The organism is Rhizobium metallidurans, assembly GCF_014196505.1.
Classification (GTDB): Bacteria; Pseudomonadota; Alphaproteobacteria; order Rhizobiales; family Rhizobiaceae; genus Rhizobium; species Rhizobium metallidurans.
Genome location: NZ_JACIDW010000012.1, coordinates 82,805 through 102,398 on the forward strand (window position 1 = coordinate 82,805; position 19,594 = coordinate 102,398).

Below are 19,594 nucleotides of genomic sequence, written 5' to 3' on the forward strand. Positions count from 1 at the left end.
CGGCCTGTCAGCATCCGCCGGTGCGCCGCGCTCGCCGACCGAGGACATCGAACAGCTCGCCGCTGGCTGCATGCCATTCGAGGCGCCCGGATTGATCATTCGAGGCCCGGGATAGGGATACCTGCAGCAAGGACCGGATCCCGAAGAATGTTAGGGGATCCTCAGCCTCCACGCGAAGGTGCAGGCCGCAAACGTTCGGCTTGATGATCGCCCTGCCGTCGCCAAAGTTCAGAACTTGGTCGGAGCCATCAATATCGACCGACAGAGCGCAATCGCTTAGCGATCCGCAGAGCGTCTCTGCGATCCGGTCGGCATCTGCGACCCAGACAACCGTTTCGGAAATGTGTTTGGCCATGAGAACTTCCAGCTCATTTGGTCAGGCGAATTGCAACGCCGGCGCAGAGGCGACGCGCGATGGAAACGCTGGCCGCTGATAAAGCGGCCCGTCCACCTGGAGTTTGGCGCGCATGACACCGAGAATGCGGTTCGAAACCTCGAACGCGCCGCAGCAGACCGGGTAACGTCCATATCCTTCGGAACGTCCAAGTTCATCGAGTTCAGCTCCGGCTTTTTGATAGACGCGCCGCATGTGCGGCTCGTAGTTCGAGATCATCGTGTTGATGCCATTGGCAAGCGCCGCCTCGCACAAGGCGAGTAGCAGCAAGCAAAATGCCCTGTCCGGCCGCATTCCGGGAAAGTCTCGATCGATCGCATCCTCATCGATGCACATCCGCGTGCCTTCCCATATGCCAGGTGCGATCAGGTCGCACATATCGGGAAATGTTTCCCGGAAGACGTCATAAAGCAGCGTCGGACCAGTCGTCGGCATGAGCCGAACAGAGCCGTAAAGCTGCCTTTGATCTTCATCGCACCACAGCAGATAAGCAGGGTGAAGATCATCATAGCGATCCCGCTCTCGATGGCCGGATACGGACACGTCCCAGCCGAGCCGGTCTGCGAATACTCTTTTCCTCAGTCGGAACGACTGATCGAGCAGTTTCGTGTGTTTGTGATATTCGTGTGCTTGGATAAGGAGATACATGCTTGCCTCCGCATATTGATCGGGGCCAGCGTGCAACAGGATACGCGCGCGCGATATATTCGGAGATTAGCTCCCCGAATCCTGGGTATTGCCATACGGATTTATCAGGCGCAGCTGAATCGCAAGAGCGGTTGCCGATGTGGTCGAAGCACCCCCGAGCTTGTGGCGTGCCGACATCAGGTACCGTTGCGTCGTGTGCATCGAAAGACCGAGAATTTCGGCTATTTCATCGTTTGTTTTGCCAAGAGCGGACCAGTACAGGCACTCCTTCTCGCGTGGGGCGAGCTGCGGGATTGGATCATGCTCGCCGTGAAGTTCGAACACTGCCTTCCTGTGGATCAGAAACCCAAGATCGAGCCACTCGTGGCTATATGTTTGGACCAGGTTGCTCCAGTCGTTGGCGGGCTTCCTGGAGTTCAAAGAGAAGAGAGCGCGGCGCTTCTTGTCGACAATGGGAATGGAATATCCGTTGGCTCCAACACCATGTTCCTGGGCGTCGAGCAGGAAGTCATGGGCCGCCTGTGGAACCTCGACCTCGCGCCAATCGAAAGGCATTTGCCGGATGAGACCTTCGCGGACGATCGGATCGACTTTCACGTATCCCCGCAGCAGGTATCGAGCAACCCAGGCATCGCGATAGGTCGTGCGAACATACGGAGTGTCGACCACGTCTGCTATAGTCAGAGCCAGATGGTAGGTGGAAAAGTCGATCTCGTATGCCGCTTCCAGAATGTGCAGTGCATCATCAACAGTCGGGGCATTCTGGATTTCAAGGGCGAGACCTTGAAACCCACGTCGTATCCGTAAATTCTCCATTCAAAACTCCAACAAAACATGCTCTGTCACAACGTCGACAGTGCGGCCAGACGTCCGCGCCTACCAATAGTGCAACGTTATGGTATAACATATCGCATAACCTAATTTATGGAACTAACGTGCGGTTTTGGATATGTTGGAAATGACGTGGGTTTGCCCCCTCGGTCACGCCTGCGCTCTGCCGAAACCGTGATACAGCAGCAGCTCCTGACGGCTTCATCTAGATGACCGAGCCTCCTCATTTTGTGCGGCTGGTGATCAAAGAATTTAATAAGAATGTTGATGTATCGGTTGTTTGGAATGCGGCCGCCGGGCTTGTTCAAGCGATTTGGCTTATCCATCCTCAGCGTTTCGGTTCCTACTTTCTCGACACCATCTGATTACCGCATCTGACGTGGGTATGAGTCGTTCTGCCATTCCTTCTGAAAATGCGAGAAAAGGCTGAAGGTTGAGGCCGTTGACGCCAATCAGAACCGGAAGTTCGCGGTCGAGTGCTTCGGCGATCACGCAGGTCAACCCCCGTCCTTCCGCTTCCTGCTTTCCGAACTTGTTGATAACCAGGAGATCAGCGCCTTCCAAATTACACGATACCCATGCTACGGAGCGCTCCAGCGCATCTGGATCAAGCCGACAGCCTCGTGCCTCGGCGCCTCGGTCGATGCTGATACGCACTGATGGCCCATGCGGCAGCAGCCGGATGTCCATATCACAATGATGCCGGTCTGTTCTTTCAATATTGGTTTGCACCGTACCAGCCAGATTCCATCCGTCGGCTTCAAGGGTCCCGACAACCGCAGCGAGCAGCAAATCTATCTCGCCACGGCCGGAAACGGTTACATATCCCAGCTTCATCATCTCGTCCTTTCTTCGTCAGGCACGTGGAACTCAGGAGAAGCCGGTGCTCAAAATGGCAGGAAATCCAGCAGGTCTGCCCGTCGGAACTGTTCCAGGTCAGTCGGGATACAAAGCAGGCCATCGGCAATGGCCAACAGGGCAACGCGGTGTGACGTCGATGTCGTCGCGATCTCGGCAACACGGATACCGGTTTCATCGGGTCCATGCAGAATGGCTGGAATAAATTCGGCGCGCCCCGGACGCCTCCTGTGCTCGAAGCCCGCGCGGACCCGGATAGTCTTGACGCTGTTGTTCGATATTCCCGCTAGCTTCTCCGCCACACGCGCGCCGATAAGCTTCCACGAAACGAACGATGCAACGGGATTTCCCGGCAAACCCAACAGCAAAGCGCCGTCCAGCCGCCCGACCGCGAGTGGCCTTCCTGGTTTCATGGCGAGTTTCATGGTCAGCAAACTGGCACCAGCGGCCTTCATCGCCGCCGGCACGTGATCCTTGTCACCAACGGAAATGCCACCAGTCGAGACGACGAGATCAGCTCCATGAGCTGCCTTCTCCATCACGATGCGAAGTGCTTCCACATTGTCAGGCACGATGCCGAAGTCCAGCAGCTCAATCCAAGGAAGCTTCAGCGCGCCGCTTAGATGATAGCGATTAGCGTTCCAAATCTGTCCTGGCGCCAAGTGCTGATCGGGCTCGACTAGTTCCGAACCGGTGGACAGAATGGCGATGCGGACCCGCCTGCGAACCCCGACCTGCCCTTCCCCGGTAGCAGCCAGAACAGCCGCCGCGCGTGGATCGATGATTCGACCTGCCGGGAAAAGACGTATGCCAGCCTTTATGTCCTCTCCCCGGCGCCGGATGTTTTGTCCTTCCGCTGGCTGGCTCGCAACTGTGATCGAACCGCCCTCGAGCGAAATATCCTCTTGCGCGACCACAGTATCGCAGCCGGCTGGAACTCGAGCCCCGGTGAGGATGCGCAGTGCATTCGCCGCAGGCCAGTCCGTGTCGCCGCAGTCGCCGGCCGCAACATGGCCAGCAATCCGAAACGACCATGGTCCCCGACCTGTCAGATCGTTGAGACGCAATGCGTATCCATCGATAGCGGAATTGTCGAAGACCGGTAAAGACACGCGCGCGCATGTTGCTTCGGCCAAGACCCGGCCGTGAGCGCTATCCAACGGCAAGGTCTCGAGGTCAGTTACCGGCGCCACGAAATCGAGCACACGTCTGATCGCATCGTCCACCGGAATCAGCGCCTCAGCTTTCGATTGAATGAGGCTCGATTCCTCAGTCAGTGTGTTTGGTTTTCGGAACGACATAGTGAGAAGGCTCCTATGTTGTCGCGATGGAGCGGATGATCTGGACGCCGGTTATGTCCGCACTAGCGACGAGCTTAGCGATGAACGACTTGCTTGCGTGGATCCAGGCCGCCTTTTCCTGGGCCGCACGAAGATGCGGCAGCACGGCTTCGAACGGTAGAACCTCTCCGTGCGCTTTGGCGTCGAGCCTGATCAGATGAAAACCATAGCGGGTTTCAACGGGGACGGTCGAGATGTCGCCCTCCTTCATCGCAGCCAGTGCGGCCTCGAAATCCGCCACGGTATCGCCGCTGGCCAACTGGCCAAGCAGGCCGCCATTGTCGCGCGAAGAACAGCCGCTGTGCTCGCGAGCAAGCGCGGCGAAACGTGAGGGTCTTTCCATCAATGTGGCAAGAACGGCGCCGGCCCTGGCCCTTGCCGCCGTCCGTGCCGAGGCGTCGCCAGCGGGCGCGGGAAACAGGATATGCGCTGCCTCATAGAGCGACGGCCCGCGGAAGCGATCTTGATCGGCGTCGTAAAGAGCGCGCAACTGTCCATCGTCGAAAGCTTCAATCTCGATGCCTTCATCCAGCAGTTGCCGGACAAGAGCCTCGTCCTGCGTTTCCCACTGACCGGGTTCGACCTCCGCCGGCTCCGGGACCAGGCCACGTCTCCCAGCCTCCTGCAGCATCAGTTCACGCAGCGCCAGCGCACGCGCAGCCGCCATCCAGGCCGCTCCGGGCTTGCCTTTTGGGGCGGGGTGGTTTTGCGCCTCCGCAGCGATCCGCGCCGGATCTATGACGATGCCGTTGACGCTCACGGGTTGCCGCGTTCCGATGGTTCTTTCTATATCGATCTGCATGATCTATTCCCCCGGAAGCCGCGAGATTGGCTCCAGTCCACGATAGGCGGGTTTGGCGCCGCGCCTGGAACGAACGATCTGATAGCCGGGCCGCCAGAGATACCGGACGGGAGCAGAAAACATGTGAACGAGCCGCGTGAACGGAAAGACCAGGAATATCATCAGGCCGAGCAGGATATGGGCCTTGAAGATAAAGGGAACATCGGCGATGTACGCGGCCGGCTGGGAACCGAAATACAGGATGCCCTGCGCCCAGTTCATGAATTTCACCATCTCCTCGCCATTGAGGCTGCCGAGCGAGAAGAATATCGAGCCTAGGCCAAGGGTAAGCTGCATCATCAGCAGGATCAATATGCCCGTATCGGCGAGGGTCGAATTGGCGCGGATACGTGGGTCCATCAGGCGGCGATGCAATAGGATAAGACCTCCGACCATCGCCATCATACCGGCGACACCGCCGGCGACGATCGCAAGCATCTGCTTGGCGCCATGGCTGACACCGAGCGCGTCGAAAACCCATATCGGCGTCAGGAGGCCGACGAAATGCCCGGCGAAGATCATCAATACGCCGAGGTGAAAGAGCACCGAACCAACGACGAACTGCCTGCGGCGCAGCAGCTGGCTGGACGAGGATTTCCAGGTGAACGGATCGCGCTCATACCGGATGATGGAACCGACGACCATCACGGTGATCGCAATATAGGGGAAAACCCCGAAAATGAAATTATGCATCTTACCCTCCGTTACTGGGCCGCGCGCGCTGGCGCGGGATCGATGCGGGACAGAATATCGCGGCTGACAGGGCAGCCCGCGTTCGGATCGGGGCCAAAAGTGACCTGCGCCTCCTCCCAGACCGCGTCGAGAGCCCTGAGGTCCTCTGGATTATCATCCTTTTCGGCGAGCAGCGCCTGCGCTTCCTCGCTTGCTGGATGGACGGCGGCAATCGCGGCGAGCGCATCAAGGACCGCCGCATAAGGCGCCGCGCGACGCTCCAGGCGCTCATGCAGAGCTACCACAATATGGCCGGCGTCGGCCAGCACTGTCCGAGCCTCCTGAAGCGGCCGCGTCGACAGATATTCGAGCAGAACAGGCAGGTGATCGGGAAGCTCCGTGCCATCGAGGTCGAGCCCACCGGTCCGATACATCTCCAGAAGGTCCACCATCGCGCCGCCGCGATCGCGGCCTTCACCGTGAATGTGTTCGAACAGGTTGAGCGAAAGCGTGCGCGATCTGTCGAAGAGCAGGACATAACGTTCCTGCAGATCGTAAAGGTCGCCGTCGCGAAGCTCGGCCAGAAGAAGCAACAGCTTCCGCAGCCGGTTGGAATCCAGCAATCCCTCGCTGTGAAGGACCGTCTCGATTTCGGGAATGCCCTGCTGCAACGCCGCGGACGGATAGGACAGAAGCAGGGAGAATGCCTTGAAGGTCTTCATGCGATGAACTCCTGCGGGCTGCGGAATTTCTTGCCGCTGAAAATCGTGCCTGACGAATGACCGCTCGAACAGCCGTTGCCATCGGTAAAGCCGCAACCGCCTTTCAGATCGTAGGCGTCCTCAACCAGCTCCCGATGGGTTGTCGGTATGACGAAACGATCCTCGTAATTGGCGATGGCGAGAAGGTGATACATCTCGTCGATCTGCTGCGGTGCCAGATTGACACGGCGCGCGACGGCAAGGTTGACGACGCCGTCAACGGTTTTCGAGCGCATGTAGGAGCGCATGGCAAGCATCCTCTCCAGCGCCGAAGCGATAGGCGTCTCGTCTCCGGCCGTCAGCATGTTGGCGAGGTAGCGCAGCGGAATGCGCAGGGATTTCACATCCGGCATGTCGTCCTGAGCCGCAATCTTGCCAGCTGCTGCCGCGTTCTGGATCGGTGAAAGAGGCGGCACATACCACACCATCGGAAGTGTGCGGTATTCGGGGTGCAGCGGAAACGCAATTTTCCACTCCATCGCCATCTTCCAGATTGGCGAATTGCGCGCACCTTCTATCCAGTCCTCGGGAATGCCCTCCGCGCGCGCCGCTTCGATTACGGCCGGATCGTTCGGGTCGAGGAAAACGCCAAGTTGTGCGTCGTAGAGGTCCTGCTCGTTTTCAACGCTCGCGGCCTGTGCGATGCGATCGGCATCATAAAGCATGACGCCGAGATAACGTATGCGCCCGACACAGGTCTCCGAACAGACTGTCGGCATGCCGCTTTCCAGACGGGGATAACAGAGCGTGCATTTCTCCGATTTTCCCGATGACCAGTTGTAGTAAATCTTCTTGTAGGGACAGCCGGACACACACATGCGCCAGCCGCGGCACTTCTCCTGGTCAATCAGTACGACACCGTCGTCTTCACGCTTGTAGATCGCTCCCGAGGGACAGGATGCAACGCAGGCCGGGTTGAGACAGTGCTCGCACAGGCGCGGCAGATACATCATGAAAGTATTTTCGTACTCTCCGTAGATCTCCTTCTGCACGCCTTCAAAATTATAGTCTTTCGACCGCTTGGCGAATTCGCCGCCCAGGATTTCCTCCCAGTTTGGCCCCCATTCGATCTTCTCCATGCGCTCCCCGGAAATCTTCGAGCGTGGCCGTGCGGTCGGAAATGCCTGCATTTCCGGCGCGGATTTCAGATGGTCGTAATCGAAGTCGAAAGGCTCGTAGAAATCATCGATCTCGGGAAGGTCGGGATTGGCGAAGATATTCGCCAGAATCCGCCATTTTCCGCCCTGCTTCGGCTGCAGCTTTCCGGATTTCGAGCGGCTCCAGCCGCCGTTCCAGCGCTTCTGGTTTTCCCAGTCCTTCGGATAGCCGATGCCGGGTTTGGTCTCGACATTGTTGAACCAGGCATATTCGACGCCTTCGCGCGAAGTCCAGACATTCTTGCAGGTAACAGAGCAGGTATGACAGCCGATGCATTTGTCTAGATTGAGCACCATGCCGATTTGCGCGCGCACCTTCATTGGTCTGCCTCCATCTTTTGGGTCTCGGTTTCGAGCGGCTGGTCGAGCCAATCGATCCTGCTCAGCTTTCGGACGATGACGAACTCGTCGCGGTTGGCGCCCACGGTTCCGTAATAGTTGAAGCCGTAGGAAAGCTGGGCATAGCCGCCGATCATGTGGGTGGGTTTGAGGACGATTCGGGTGACCGAGTTGTGGATGCCGCCGCGCTTGCCGGTCACCTTGCTACCGGGCGTGTTCACGATCTTTTCCTGGGCGTGATACATGAACATCGAGCCGTCCTTCATGCGCTGGCTGACCACCGCACGCGCAGTTATGGCGCCGTTGGCGTTGAAGACTTCGACCCAGTCATTGTCGACCAGTCCGGCCTGCCTTGCATCCTTCTCCGAGATCCAGACAACCGGCCCGCCGCGATTGAGCGTCAGCATCAGCAGATTATCGGTATAGGTCGAGTGGATGCCCCATTTCTGGTGGGGCGTCAGGAAATTCAGCACCACGTGCTTTTCACCGTCCTCGAGCGAACGAGTTGCGGCATGGCCGACGGTCTTGAGATCGATCGGCGGCCGCCATGTCACGAAGCCTTCGCCGAAGGCCAGCATCCATTCGTGGTCCTGATAGAGCTGCTGGCGTCCGGAGACCGTGCGCCACGGGATCAGTTCGTGAACATTGGTCCAGCCGGCATTGTAGCAGACCTCTTCGCTTTCGATGCCCGACCAGGTTGGCGAAGAGATGATCTTGCGCGGCTGCGCGGCGATGTCGCGGAAGCGGATCTTCTCGTCTTCCTTCACCTCGGCCAGATGCTTGTGGCTTCGGCCTGTTGCCTTTGAAAGCGCTTCCCAGGCCTTTACCGCGACTTCACCATTGGTTTCCGGCGCCAGCATCAGGATCATTTCGGCCGCGTCTATAGCGGTATCGAGCCGCGCCATGCCCTTCGTGACACCGTCTTCCGTAACTGTTCCGTTCAGGGCGCGAAGGTGGCGAACCTCATGCTTGGTGTCCCAGGCAATACCCTTGCCGCCGTTGCCGACCTTCTCCATCAGAGGGCCGACAGCAGTGAAGCGTTTGTGAAGGTTTGGATAATCGCGCTCCACCGCGAGATAGGCTGGCGCCGTTATTCCAGGAATGAGCTCGCACTCGCCGCGCTTCCAGTCGCGTACCGTGTTCTGGGCAAGTTCGCCTGGGCTGTCGTGCTGGAGGGGGAGCTGAACCACGTCGGTCTCGACGCCCAGCACTTCGGGTGCGATTTCGGAGAAAGTCCTCGCGATCGCCTTGAATATTTCCCAGTCCGTCTTGGATTCATACGCGGGGTCCACCGCCGCCTGAAGCGGATGGATGAACGGATGCATGTCCGACGTATTCATGTCGTCCTTTTCATACCAGCTGGCTGTCGGCAGGACGATGTCGGCATAAACGGCGGTGGTGGACATGCGGAAGTCGATATCGACCAGAAGGTCGAGCTTGCCTTCCGGTGCTTCCTCGCGCCAGATGGCCTCCGCCGGCTTGATGCCACCTTCATCGCCGAGATCGCGGCCCTGAACGCCATGATCGGTGCCGAGCAGGTGTTTGAGGAAATATTCATGCCCCTTGCCGGAGGAGCCCAACAGGTTGGACCGCCACACATAGAGGTTGCGCGGCCAGTTTTCCGGGGCATCCGGATCCTCGCAGGACATCTGCAGCGAGCCGTCCTTCAGACCCTTCGCCACATAATCCTTGACAGGCACACCGGCCTTGGTCGCGGCGCGACCGACCTCCAGCGGATTCGTCTTCAGTTGCGGGGCGGACGGAAGCCAGCCCATGCGTTCCGCACGGACGTTGTAATCGATCAGACTGAGGCTGTTCCAGTCGCCCTTGGGGGCTGTGGGAGAAAGCAGCTCGCTGGCCGTCACCGTCTCATAACGCCACTGATCGGTATGCGCGTACCAGGCTGATGTCGCGTTCATGTGCCGAGGCGGACGTGCCCAGTCGAGAGCAAATGCGAGCGCGGTCCAGCCTGTCTGCGGGCGGAGCTTCTCCTGTCCGACATAATGCGACCAGCCGCCGCCGGACTCGCCGACACAGCCGCACATGACCAGCATGTTGATGACCGCCCGGTAGCTCATGTCCATGTGGAACCAGTGGTTCATGCCCGCACCGATAATCACCATCGAGCGGCCCTTTGTCTTTTCCGCGTTGGCGGCGAATTCACGGGCGACCTGGACGATCTTGTCCCGGCGCACGCCGGTGATCTTTTCCGCCCAGGCGGGCGTGAAGGGCACATCCTCGTCATAGCTGAGAGCGACGTGGTCGCCCCCAAGTCCCCGGTCGAGGCCGTAATTGGCGCAAAACAAGTCGAATACCGTGGCGACAAGCACCTCAGAGCCGTCGGCGAGACGGATTCGCCTTGCGGGCACGTTGCGCGTCAGCACATCGCCGCGGTCGTCGCGGGCAAATCCATTCGAGGCCATGCCGCCGAAATAAGGGAAATCGACCCCCACCACGGCGTCGTGGTCGCCGTCGGAAATCAAGCTCAACTTCAGCCTTACATCGGTGCCGTCTGCCTTCTGTTCTAGGTTCCAGCGGCCGCTGGGGACGCCGCCAGCCGCCTCATCCGTCCAGCGGAAGCCGATCGATCCGTTTGGCGCCACGAGAGCACCGGAGATTTCGTCGATAGCGATGGTCTTCCAATCGGGATGCTGTTGCTGACCGAGCGCTCCCTCAAGATCGGATGCGCGCAACTGCCGAGCGGGTACGAGGCGGCCATCATCCCGTTTTTCCAGATGCACGAGCATCGGCATATCTGTGTAGCGGCGACAGTAGTCCTCGAAGTAATCGGCCTGCCTGTCGAGATGGAATTCTCGCAGGATGACATGACCGAAGGCCATGCCGAGAGCCGCATCCGTGCCCTGTTTGGCGTTGAGCCAGATGTCGGAAAACTTCGCAGCCTCCGAGTAGTCCGGACAGATGACTGCCGATTTCGTGCCCTTGTAGCGGACTTCGGTGTAGAAATGTGCGTCGGGCGTGCGCGTCTGCGGTACGTTGGACCCCCAAAGAAGCAGGTAGCCGGCATTATACCAGTCCGCGGATTCCGGAACGTCTGTCTGTTCTCCCCACGTCTGTGGGCTCGCCGGCGGAAGATCGCAGTACCAGTCGTAGAACGACATGCAGGTACCGCCCAGCAACGACAGGTAACGAGTACCGGCGGCATAAGAAACCATTGACATGGCCGGGATCGGTGAAAAGCCGAATACCCGGTCGGGACCGTATTTCTTCGCCGTATACGCATTCGCGGCAGCGGTAATTTCGGTGGCTTCAGCCCAGCTGGCGCGAACGAAACCGCCCTTGCCGCGGACCTTCGTGTAGCTGGCGCGCGCTTCCGGATCGGCCTGGATCGCGGCCCATGCCGCGACAGGCGGCAGGGTCAGACGCTTTTCGCGCCAAAGCTTCATCAAGCGCCCGCGCACCAGCGGTGTCTTGACCCGGTTTGCCGAGTAAAGATACCAGCTGTAGCTTGCTCCTCGCGCGCAGCCGCGCGGCTCGTGATTGGGCAGGTCCGGTCGTGTGCGCGGATAATCCGTCTGCTGAGTTTCCCAGGTCACAATCCCCGATTTAACGTAGATTTTCCAAGAACAGGAGCCGGTACAGTTCACACCATGCGTGGAGCGAACGATCTTGTCGTGCTGCCATCGCGAGCGATAGGTGTGCTCCCAGTCGCGGCTCTCGATGGTCGTCTGGCCATATCCCTCGGAAAACGTATCCTTGCGAAGCGGTTTCAGAAAATTCAGGCGATCCAGAAGCTGGCTCATGGCGCTCTCCTTTCAGGTTTAGGCGGATTTTGCTGAGGCAGCCGTCGCTCTGCCGCGCTCGATCTCATGCAGAAGACCGCCACGGCGTGCGTAGACGCACCAGGTGATGACAAGACAAACAACGTAGAAGGCCAGGAACGCCCAAAGTGCGCCGGCAGCGCTACCGGTTGCGGCAATCGAGGTGCCATAGGCTTTGGGGATAAAAAATCCGCCATACCCGCCGATCGCGCTGGTGAAGGCGACGATCGCTGCGGATTCGCGTTCAGACTGACGACGCCGGTCTTCGCTGGGCAGTTCGGGCATCAGGCGCGCAACCTCCAGCCGCATGATCACCGGGATCATCTGGAAGGTCGAGGAATTGCCGATTCCTGTGAAAAAGAACAGCAGCAGGAAGCCCGCGAAGAAGAAGGAGAACGAGCCACGGTCGAGACCGGCGATCACCACCAAAACCGACAGGATCATCATTGCAAAGACCCAGAAGGTAACACGCGCTCCACCGACACGATCGGCGATCCATCCAGATCCGGCGCGCGACAATGCGCCCACCAGCGGCCCGAGAAATGCGAATTGCAAGGCATTGACGTCAGGGAAGGCAATGCCGGTCAGCAATGGGAAGCCGGCGGAAAAACCGAGAAAGCTTCCGAATGTGCCGATATAAAGCAGACACATGATCCAGTTGTGCTTGCGTGTGAAGATGATGGCCTGCTCTCGGAAGCTGGCACGCGCATCGGCAAGGTCGTTCATGCCCAGCCAGGCCGCAGCTGTCGCGGCGATCACCAGCGGAACCCAGATGAACCCGGCATTCTGCACCCAAACTTTGGCACCCGCCGACAGGACCTGCGGCTGGCCGCCAAGTGATCCGAACACGCTCATGGTGATGGCGAGAGGGACAAGGAACTGCATCAGCGAAACGCCGAGATTGCCGAGCCCCGCATTGAGCGCCATGGCGTTGCCCTTTTCCGAACGCGGGAAAAAGAAACTGATATTGGCCATGGAAGAGGCAAAGTTTCCGCCGCCAAAGCCACAAAGCAGAGCAAGGATCACGAAAACCAGGTATGGTGTTTGCTGATCCTGAACCGCATAGCCGATGCCGAGCGCCGGAATGAGCAACGAGGCCGTCGATAGCGTCGTCCATAGCCTGCCGCCGAAAATCGGCACCATGAAACTGTAGAAAACACGAAGCGTTGCGCCCGAAAGCGCCGGGAGAGCTGCCAGCCAGAAAAGCTGGTCCTGGGCGAAATTGAAGCCGATGCCAGGAAGCCTGGAGACAACCACCGACCATACCATCCAGACGGAAAAGGCCAGTATCAGCGCAGGGATCGAGATCCAAAGATTGCGCCTGGCGACACGGCGGCCTTTCTCGGCCCAGAACGCGGGATCTTCTGGCCGCCAGTCGTCGATCATTCTGGGCATAGCCGTCCGATCGGGGTCGTGGATTTCCGTCAGTTCGGCAAAGGTCGGCAGTTTGTCGAGGGCGGCGCCTGCCGCCTTCCGTTCCATTATGCGGATCGATACATGCATCCATGCCATCGACACCAGAACGATGACCAGCAGCAGGAAGAAGGCCGAGGTCCATATCCCGGTCATGTCGAGTATGGCGCCGAAGACGATGGGCAGGATGAAGCCGCCGAGTCCGCCAATCATGCCGACCAGGCCGCCAACGGCGCCGACATGGTTCGGATAATAGACGGGAATGTGCTTGAAGACGGCAGCCTTGCCGAGGCTCATGAAGAACCCGAGCGCGAATAGCGTCACCACGAAGGGAACCAGTCCCATTTCCGCCGACAAGGCAATCGGGCCATCCTTGCCGCGGATGACATAATTGGTTGGCGGGTAGGAAAGCATCAACAGCAGCAGGGCGCTGAAACCGAAGGTCCAGTACATTACCGTCCGCGCGCCGAAACGATCCGACAGCATGCCGCCATAAGCCCTGAACAGACTGGCCGCAAGGCTAAATGCCGCTGCGGCCATGCCTGCCGTACGCAGATCGACGCCGTAGACCTGGACCAGATAATGCGGCAGCCACAGAGCCAATGCGACGAACCCGCCGAAGACGAAAAAGTAGTAGAGCGCGAAGCGCCAGACCTGAAGGTTTTTCAATGGCGCGAATTGCTGGGCTAAGCTGGGCGCCCGGATGCCTTGGGCGCGCCGCGCCGCAAAGTCCGGATCATCCTTGGCGAAAATCCAGAAAGCCGCGCCCATGAGGACAATGACGACCGCCCATATTTCCGCCACGGCCTGCCAGCCCCAGGCGACCAGGACAAACGGCGCGAGAAACTTGGTTACGGCTGCGCCGACATTGCCCATGCCGAATGTGCCGAGTGCCAAGCCCTGGCGGTCCGCGGGAAACCACTTCGAGACATACGTTACCCCGACGATGAAAGACCCGCCGGCAAGTCCTACTCCTAACGCCGCCAGCAGAAAGGTCGTGTAACTGTCTGCCCAGGCCAACGCCCAGGTAGCCAGTCCGGTCATGATCATTTGCAATCCGAAGACCAGACGTCCGCCGTATCGTTCGGTCCAGACGCCGAGAAACAGCCTGATCAACGAGCCGGTAAGGACGGGGGTAGCGATGAGAACGCCATATTCGAATTCGCCGAGTCCGAGCTCAGCCTTGATGGTCACACCGATGATCGCGAAAATGGTCCAGACTGCGAAGCAAAGCGTGAATGCTATCGTGCTGAGCCAAAGCGCTCTGTGTTGTTGGGTGTGGGATGTTTTGCTCATGCCTGCCATGGTCTGTCTCCGAAGGGATCGAAGAAAAGTCAATGATTTCCCGCAGGATCACCGTCTCCGAAGCAATGGAATTGACCTAGATCAAACATGAGGAACAGGCTGAACAAAAAGTCGAAAATGGAGACAGACATCAGTTTCAAAGGAGGCAAATGATCAGCCAAACGGCCAACGATACCGATGCTTTGACTTGATAAATGATTCTGATAAGTATGATATTTGATAGAATGAGAGTTAGGGCATCGTGCGAAAAGAAGAAAAACCGAGCATTCGAAAACTACCGCTGTTTCGTGACATCATGCCTCAAACGTTCGACACTTTGATGATGGCCGCCTACTCGCAGAACTTCCCTCCCCTTCTTGATCTGTTCCGCGAAGGAGAAAAAGCCGATTTCCTGCATGTGGTGGTGGAGGGGGCCGTGGAATTGCATGCCAAATGGAATGGCCGTGAGACTGTCATGGCCGTGGTGAGGCCTGTGTCCGCTTTCATTTTGGCGGCATGCGTGAGCGATATGGTCTATCTCATGTCGGCCCGGACGCTTGAGAAATCGCGGATCATCATGTTGCCGGCTGGTGACCTGCGTTCCGCCATGCGGCGCGACCCCGATCTGGCGATGGCATCGATGAATGAACTGGCCATGAGCTATCGCGTTATGGTGCGTCATGCCAAAAATTTGAAGCTGCGTTCGGCGCGGGAGCGGTTGGCCGCCTGGATATTGCAGCAATCGGGCTTGGCCGGCTCCACTCCGTCATTTTTCCTACCGCTCGAAAAGCGCCAACTGGCAACATATCTTGGGATAACCGCCGAAAGTCTCTCGCGATTGCTGCGTGGCCTGCAGCCGGATGGAGTCAAGGTGGACGGAACCCGGATCATCATTACGGACATAAACCGTCTGAGACAGGTGACCGAACTCGATCATTTGCTGGATGACGAAGTTGTTACGTTCGAAGATCGAGTATCGTGAACATGGTAGAAGTCCGCACTGTACGCTGCCCCGATGAAGTCGCGGAAACTCGCAACCTTGATCCGGTGCGCGGCGACTGCGGAAGATGACCGATACTGCTCGATTGACTATTGGCAAAGACCATCGCTGGCCGCCAAATCCGGGGCGATTCGCAGTTGCTCAGGCGACCGCCATAATCCTTAGTTGCTGTACTTATAAGAAATTTGGGGACAGGCAACGACATGATGGCCGGGCCGAGTAGGGTCTTCAAGCCAAGAGCACCCGATCGCGGGTGTTGCCGAGATTGAAGCCGCGCTTGTTGGCGCCCCGCTGTCCGGATTCGCACGGTCACGCGTCTCAAGTTTTTCCCTCGCTTGATTTTGCTCAAAGTGGGCCGGTCGCATCATGGATATTTATGCCGGCGACGCAATGAAAAGTTCTTGGGAAACTGAACGATGCCTAATCGGATTCGGCGGTTGCTTGGCGGCGGCTGGCTTTGGGTCAGTGGCCTCGCGGCAACGCTACTTCTTGGTTGGTATCTGGCCCAACAGTTGGCCGAACCACCGCTGCCGACGGGTATTGTCTTCGCAAACGGTCGGATAGACGCTGTCGCCATCGACATCTCTGCCAATATCGGCGGCCGGATCGGGGCTATCGCGGTCGAAGAGGGGCAATCGGTCTCGGCTGGGCAAGTGCTCGTCAATATGGATACGCAGCAGCTTGAAGCTCAGCTGCGCGAGTTTCGGGCGCAACTTCAGCGCGGTCGGATCGCCCGGAGCGTTGCCGAAAGCGGTGTAGTCCAGGCCAAGGCAGAGTTTACGGCGACACGCGCAGTCGTCGCGCAGCGGCAGACGGAACTCAATGCGTCGCAGCGCAGGTTCGACCGCTCCGAGCAACTCGCGCGCACCAACGCGATTTCCCAACAGGTTCTTGACGACGATCGGGCCCGGATGGAAGGCGCCAGTGCCGCGCTTGATGCCGCGCGGGCCCAGGTTGCGGCCGCGGAAGCAGGGATGGCGACCGCCCGTGCGCGGATCGTCGATGCGGACGCTGTCATCGAGGCGGCGGACGCCACGATCCAACGTATCCAGGTCGATATCAATGACAGCACGTTGCGTGCACCGCGAAGCGGGCGGATCCAGTATCTGGTGGCGCAGCCTGGCGAAGTCGTCGCCGGCGGGGGGCGAGTGCTCAACCTCATAGATCTGGCCGACGTCTACATGACGTTCTTTCTGCCGACAGCGCAGGCAGGGCGCCTGCGCTTGGGTGCGGAGGCCCGCATCGTGCTCGACACGGCGCCTGGTGTTGTCGTGCCCGCCACGGTGTCCTTTATTTCCGATCTTGCCCAATTCACGCCGCGCACAGTGGAAACTGCCGACGAGAGGCAAGGGTTGATGTTCCGCGTCCGCGCGCGCATCGCGCCTGAACTGCTGCTGAAATATTCCGACTACGTGAAGCCGGGTTTACCAGGGGTGGCCTATGTGCGGCTCGAGTCAGCCTCCGAATGGCCGCAACGTCTCGCCACGGGGCTTCTCGAATGACGGACGACGTGCCGCCCGCCGTTGCCCGCCTGAAGGGTGTAAACCACGTCTTCGGCAAGACGCGCGCGCTGGACGGCGTGACGCTCGACTTTCCGGCCGGCGGCATCGTCGGCCTGATCGGACCGGACGGCGTCGGCAAATCGACCTTGCTCTCGCTGGTTGCAGGCGCCCGCAAAGTGCAGAAGGGCCAAGTCGAAACCCTCGGAGCTGATATGCGAAGCGCGCGTCAGCGCCGCGCTGTCGGTCCGCGGATCGCCTATATGCCGCAGGGGCTGGGCAAAAACCTCTATCCGACGCTGTCCGTGTTCGAGAACATCGATTTCTTCGGACGTCTATTCGGGCATCACCGGCCGGTGCGCGAACGACGCATCGGCGAACTTCTGGCGGCGACGGGGCTCGACCCGTTCGCAAACCGCCCCGCGGGCAAGCTCTCGGGTGGTATGAAGCAGAAGCTCGGCCTCTGCTGCGCGCTCATCCACGATCCGGACCTTCTGATCCTCGACGAGCCGACCACCGGCGTCGATCCAATGGCGCGGCGCCAGTTCTGGACCCTGATCGATACGATCCGTGCCGACCGGCCCGGCATGGGAGTCATCGTCGCCACAGCCTATATGGAGGAAGCCGCACGTTTCGACTGGCTCGTGGCGATGGATGCCGGACAGGTCCTCGCCGCCGGCACGCCGGAGAGCCTAAAGCAGCTGACGGGGGCTTCCTCGCTGGACGAGGCTTTCATCGCCTTGATGCCGGAAGCCAAGCGCCGGCTTCATCGCAGCGTCGTCATCCCGCCACGCTCCTTGAGCGGCGACGACCAGCCGGCCATCGAAGCGGATGGCCTGACTATGCGATTCGGCGACTTCACTGCGGTCGACAAGGTCAGCTTCCGCATACCGCGCGGTGAGATCTTCGGGTTCCTGGGCTCCAACGGCTGCGGCAAGACCACGACGATGAAGATGCTGACCGGCCTCCTGCCGGCCACAGAGGGGACCGCACGCCTGTTCGGGCAACAGGTCGACGCCGGCAATATCGAGGCACGGCGCCGCGTCGGCTACATGTCGCAGTCGTTTTCCCTCTATTCCGAATTGACGGTCCGCCAGAACCTCGATCTGCACGCTCGGCTGTTCGATCTGCCTGCGCAGGACATTCCGGCACGCATCGACGAGATGACCCGACGCTTCGGGCTTTCCGAGGTCCTCGACACGTTACCCGCAGCCCTGCCGCTCGGCCTGACGCAACGCCTGTCGCTGGCGGTCGCCATGATCCACGCGCCCGAGATCCTGATCCTCGATGAACCGACGTCCGGTGTGGATCCGATTGCCCGCGACGCACTGTGGCAAAGTTTCGCCGACCTCTCGCGCAATGACGGCGTCACCATCTTTATCTCCACCCACTTCATGAGCGAGGCGGAGCGCTGCGACCGCATCTCGCTGATGCACGCCGGCAAGGTGCTGACCAGCGCCACACCGGCGGCTCTCATCAAGGCGAGCGGCAGCACGAACCTCGAGCAAGCGTTTGTCTACTACCTGGAAGCAGCCATCTCGGGCGAGGATGGCCGCAATACTGCGGGGGCTGAGGGAGTAAAGACCCTCCGTCAGCCGGACCGGTCTTCACGCGGCGCGACGGACGAGGCGGCGCGGGCGACGTCCGGCAGTCTCAGCACGCGACGTCTCTTGAGCTACGCGAGGCGAGAGACCCTCGAACTGCGCCGCGATCCGATCCGCGCCGCCTTCGCCTTTCTCGGCAGCATTCTTCTGCTCTTCGTGATCGGCTACGGCATCAGCACCGACGTCGAGGACCTTCCCTATGCGGTGCTCGATTACGATCAGACCACGTTGAGCCGCGATTATACGCAGCAGATAGCAGGGTCGCGTTTCTTTTCCGAGCGCCCGCCGATATCCAGCCCCGCCGAGAGGGACCGGCGCATGCGCAGCGGCGAACTCAGCCTGGCCATCGAGATCCCGCTCGGATTCGCCCGCGATCTGTCTGCCGGCCGGGACGTCAGGATCGGTGCATGGATCGACGGCGCTATGCCGGCGCGCGCCGAGACCGCTAAAGGTTATGTCGAAGGTCTGCACGCCTATTGGCTGGCGGAAAAGGCGAGGCAGCTAATTGGGTCGACAGCGCTAAAGGGAATCTTCGAACTGGAGCCTCGCTTCCGCTACAACCCCGCCCTTAAAAGCCTGATCGCCATTGTCCCGGCGGTCATCGCCCTGGTGCTTCTCTTCATCCCCACCATGCTGGCGACACTGTCGGTCGTCCGGGAAAAGGAAATGGGCTCGATCGTCAACCTTTACGTCACGCCGGTCTCGCGGCTGGAATTCTTGATCGGAAAGCAACTTCCCTATGTCGGTCTGGCCCTGATGAATACTGTGACCCTAATGATGTTCGCTGTCTTCGTACAGGGTGTGCCGTTCACGGGCAGCCTCGTCGCCTTCGCCGCCGGGGCGTTGCTCTATGCCTTTGCATCGACCGGGCTCGGTCTGTTGATCTCCAGCTTCATGAACAGCCAGATCGCAGCGACCTTTCTCGCTACGCTTGCGACGATGATGCTTGCAGTCGAGTATTCCGGCATGCTCGATCCAATCTCGTCCATGGAGGGATCGGCGGCGCTGATCGGGTCGATCAATCCGGCGACACACTTCGTCACGATCGCGCGCGGTACATTCTCAAAGGGGCTTGGGCTCGCGGAACTGCGAGACGCGTACGTGCCCTTGCTCGTTGCGGCTCCGGTATTGCTTGGCCTCAGCGTCCTTTTGTTGCGCAAGCAGGCGCGATAGC

The 19,594-nt window shown here is 59.6% G+C and carries 14 protein-coding genes; 3 read left to right on the forward strand and 11 right to left on the reverse strand.

Going from position 1 to position 19,594, the window contains the following annotated elements:
* Positions 1-7 precede the first annotated feature (7 nt).
* The 11 genes from rctB to GGQ67_RS17355 form a co-directional block, all read right to left on the reverse strand.
* Entirely contained in the window at positions 8-355 is a 348-nt protein-coding gene (rctB, locus tag GGQ67_RS17305; RefSeq protein ID WP_183901376.1) for an SMa0974 family conjugal transfer regulator, read from the reverse strand.
* Between the two features lie 21 nt (positions 356-376).
* Positions 377-1,042, reverse strand: coding sequence for an acyl-homoserine-lactone synthase (locus tag GGQ67_RS17310; RefSeq protein WP_183901377.1), 666 nt, complete (start codon positions 1,040-1,042; stop codon positions 377-379).
* A 66-nt stretch (positions 1,043-1,108) separates the two neighbouring features.
* Positions 1,109-1,858 (reverse strand): helix-turn-helix transcriptional regulator, encoded by a 750-nt coding sequence (locus GGQ67_RS17315; RefSeq protein ID WP_183901378.1) that lies wholly within the window; start codon positions 1,856-1,858, stop codon positions 1,109-1,111.
* 333 nt (positions 1,859-2,191) lie between these two features.
* Positions 2,192-2,713 carry a DUF2478 domain-containing protein gene (locus tag GGQ67_RS17320; RefSeq protein ID WP_210279683.1) on the reverse strand — a complete coding sequence of 174 codons (522 nt, stop codon included), beginning with the start codon at positions 2,711-2,713 and terminating at the stop codon, positions 2,192-2,194.
* A gap of 47 nt (positions 2,714-2,760) precedes the next feature.
* Positions 2,761-4,032, reverse strand: coding sequence for a molybdopterin molybdotransferase MoeA (locus tag GGQ67_RS17325; RefSeq protein ID WP_183901379.1), 1,272 nt, complete (start codon positions 4,030-4,032; stop codon positions 2,761-2,763).
* Positions 4,033-4,045: 13 nt separating this feature from the next.
* Positions 4,046-4,873: a peptidylprolyl isomerase gene (locus tag GGQ67_RS17330; RefSeq protein WP_183901380.1), complete on the reverse strand. Its 828-nt coding sequence runs from the start codon at positions 4,871-4,873 to the stop codon at positions 4,046-4,048.
* 3 nt (positions 4,874-4,876) lie between these two features.
* Positions 4,877-5,605, reverse strand: a complete 729-nt coding sequence (gene narI / locus GGQ67_RS17335) for a respiratory nitrate reductase subunit gamma (RefSeq protein WP_183901381.1) — start codon at positions 5,603-5,605, stop codon at positions 4,877-4,879.
* A gap of 11 nt (positions 5,606-5,616) precedes the next feature.
* Complete coding sequence (gene narJ, locus GGQ67_RS17340) at positions 5,617-6,306, reverse strand: nitrate reductase molybdenum cofactor assembly chaperone (RefSeq protein ID WP_183901382.1); 690 nt, start codon at positions 6,304-6,306, stop codon at positions 5,617-5,619.
* Positions 6,303-7,823, reverse strand: a complete 1,521-nt coding sequence (gene narH, locus GGQ67_RS17345; protein WP_183901383.1) for a nitrate reductase subunit beta — start codon at positions 7,821-7,823, stop codon at positions 6,303-6,305. The genes narJ and narH overlap by 4 nt, the downstream gene beginning before the upstream one ends.
* The gene (locus tag GGQ67_RS17350; protein ID WP_183901384.1) at positions 7,820-11,602 is read right to left on the reverse strand and encodes a nitrate reductase subunit alpha; all 3,783 of its coding nucleotides are present in this window, start codon (positions 11,600-11,602) and stop codon (positions 7,820-7,822) included. The genes narH and GGQ67_RS17350 overlap by 4 nt, the downstream gene beginning before the upstream one ends.
* 18 nt (positions 11,603-11,620) lie before the next feature.
* Positions 11,621-14,338: a nitrate/nitrite transporter gene (locus GGQ67_RS17355; protein WP_210279684.1), complete on the reverse strand. Its 2,718-nt coding sequence runs from the start codon at positions 14,336-14,338 to the stop codon at positions 11,621-11,623.
* Positions 14,339-14,579: 241 nt separating this feature from the next.
* On the opposite strand from GGQ67_RS17355, the gene GGQ67_RS17360 reads away from it, so the two are divergent.
* The 3 genes from GGQ67_RS17360 to rbbA all read left to right on the forward strand — a co-directional run bounded on the left by GGQ67_RS17360 (position 14,580) and on the right by rbbA (position 19,593).
* On the forward strand, positions 14,580-15,299 hold the full coding sequence (locus GGQ67_RS17360) for a helix-turn-helix domain-containing protein (protein WP_183901385.1): 720 nt from the start codon (positions 14,580-14,582) through the stop codon (positions 15,297-15,299).
* 434 nt (positions 15,300-15,733) lie between these two features.
* Complete coding sequence (locus GGQ67_RS17365) at positions 15,734-16,819, forward strand: HlyD family secretion protein (protein WP_183901386.1); 1,086 nt, start codon at positions 15,734-15,736, stop codon at positions 16,817-16,819.
* A complete protein-coding gene (gene rbbA, locus GGQ67_RS17370; protein WP_183901387.1) occupies positions 16,816-19,593 on the forward strand; it encodes a ribosome-associated ATPase/putative transporter RbbA in 2,778 nt (925 codons plus the stop codon). The genes GGQ67_RS17365 and rbbA overlap by 4 nt, the downstream gene beginning before the upstream one ends.
* Position 19,594 lies beyond the last annotated feature (1 nt).

Bases quoted from the DNA above. Each gene is read 5' to 3' on its own strand.
- rctB (WP_183901376.1), bottom strand. From the start codon at position 355: ATGGCCAAACACATTTCCGAAACGGTTGTCTGGGTCGCAGATGCCGAC.
- GGQ67_RS17310 (WP_183901377.1), bottom strand. From the start codon at position 1,042: ATGTATCTCCTTATCCAAGCACACGAATATCACAAACACACGAAACTG.
- GGQ67_RS17315 (WP_183901378.1), bottom strand. From the start codon at position 1,858: ATGGAGAATTTACGGATACGACGTGGGTTTCAAGGTCTCGCCCTTGAA.
- GGQ67_RS17320 (WP_210279683.1), bottom strand. From the start codon at position 2,713: ATGATGAAGCTGGGATATGTAACCGTTTCCGGCCGTGGCGAGATAGAT.
- GGQ67_RS17325 (WP_183901379.1), bottom strand. From the start codon at position 4,032: ATGTCGTTCCGAAAACCAAACACACTGACTGAGGAATCGAGCCTCATT.
- GGQ67_RS17330 (WP_183901380.1), bottom strand. From the start codon at position 4,873: ATGCAGATCGATATAGAAAGAACCATCGGAACGCGGCAACCCGTGAGC.
- narI (WP_183901381.1), bottom strand. From the start codon at position 5,605: ATGCATAATTTCATTTTCGGGGTTTTCCCCTATATTGCGATCACCGTG.
- narJ (WP_183901382.1), bottom strand. From the start codon at position 6,306: ATGAAGACCTTCAAGGCATTCTCCCTGCTTCTGTCCTATCCGTCCGCG.
- narH (WP_183901383.1), bottom strand. From the start codon at position 7,823: ATGAAGGTGCGCGCGCAAATCGGCATGGTGCTCAATCTAGACAAATGC.
- GGQ67_RS17350 (WP_183901384.1), bottom strand. From the start codon at position 11,602: ATGAGCCAGCTTCTGGATCGCCTGAATTTTCTGAAACCGCTTCGCAAG.
- GGQ67_RS17355 (WP_210279684.1), bottom strand. From the start codon at position 14,338: ATGGCAGGCATGAGCAAAACATCCCACACCCAACAACACAGAGCGCTT.
- GGQ67_RS17365 (WP_183901386.1), top strand. From the start codon at position 15,734: ATGCCTAATCGGATTCGGCGGTTGCTTGGCGGCGGCTGGCTTTGGGTC.
- rbbA (WP_183901387.1), top strand. From the start codon at position 16,816: ATGACGGACGACGTGCCGCCCGCCGTTGCCCGCCTGAAGGGTGTAAAC.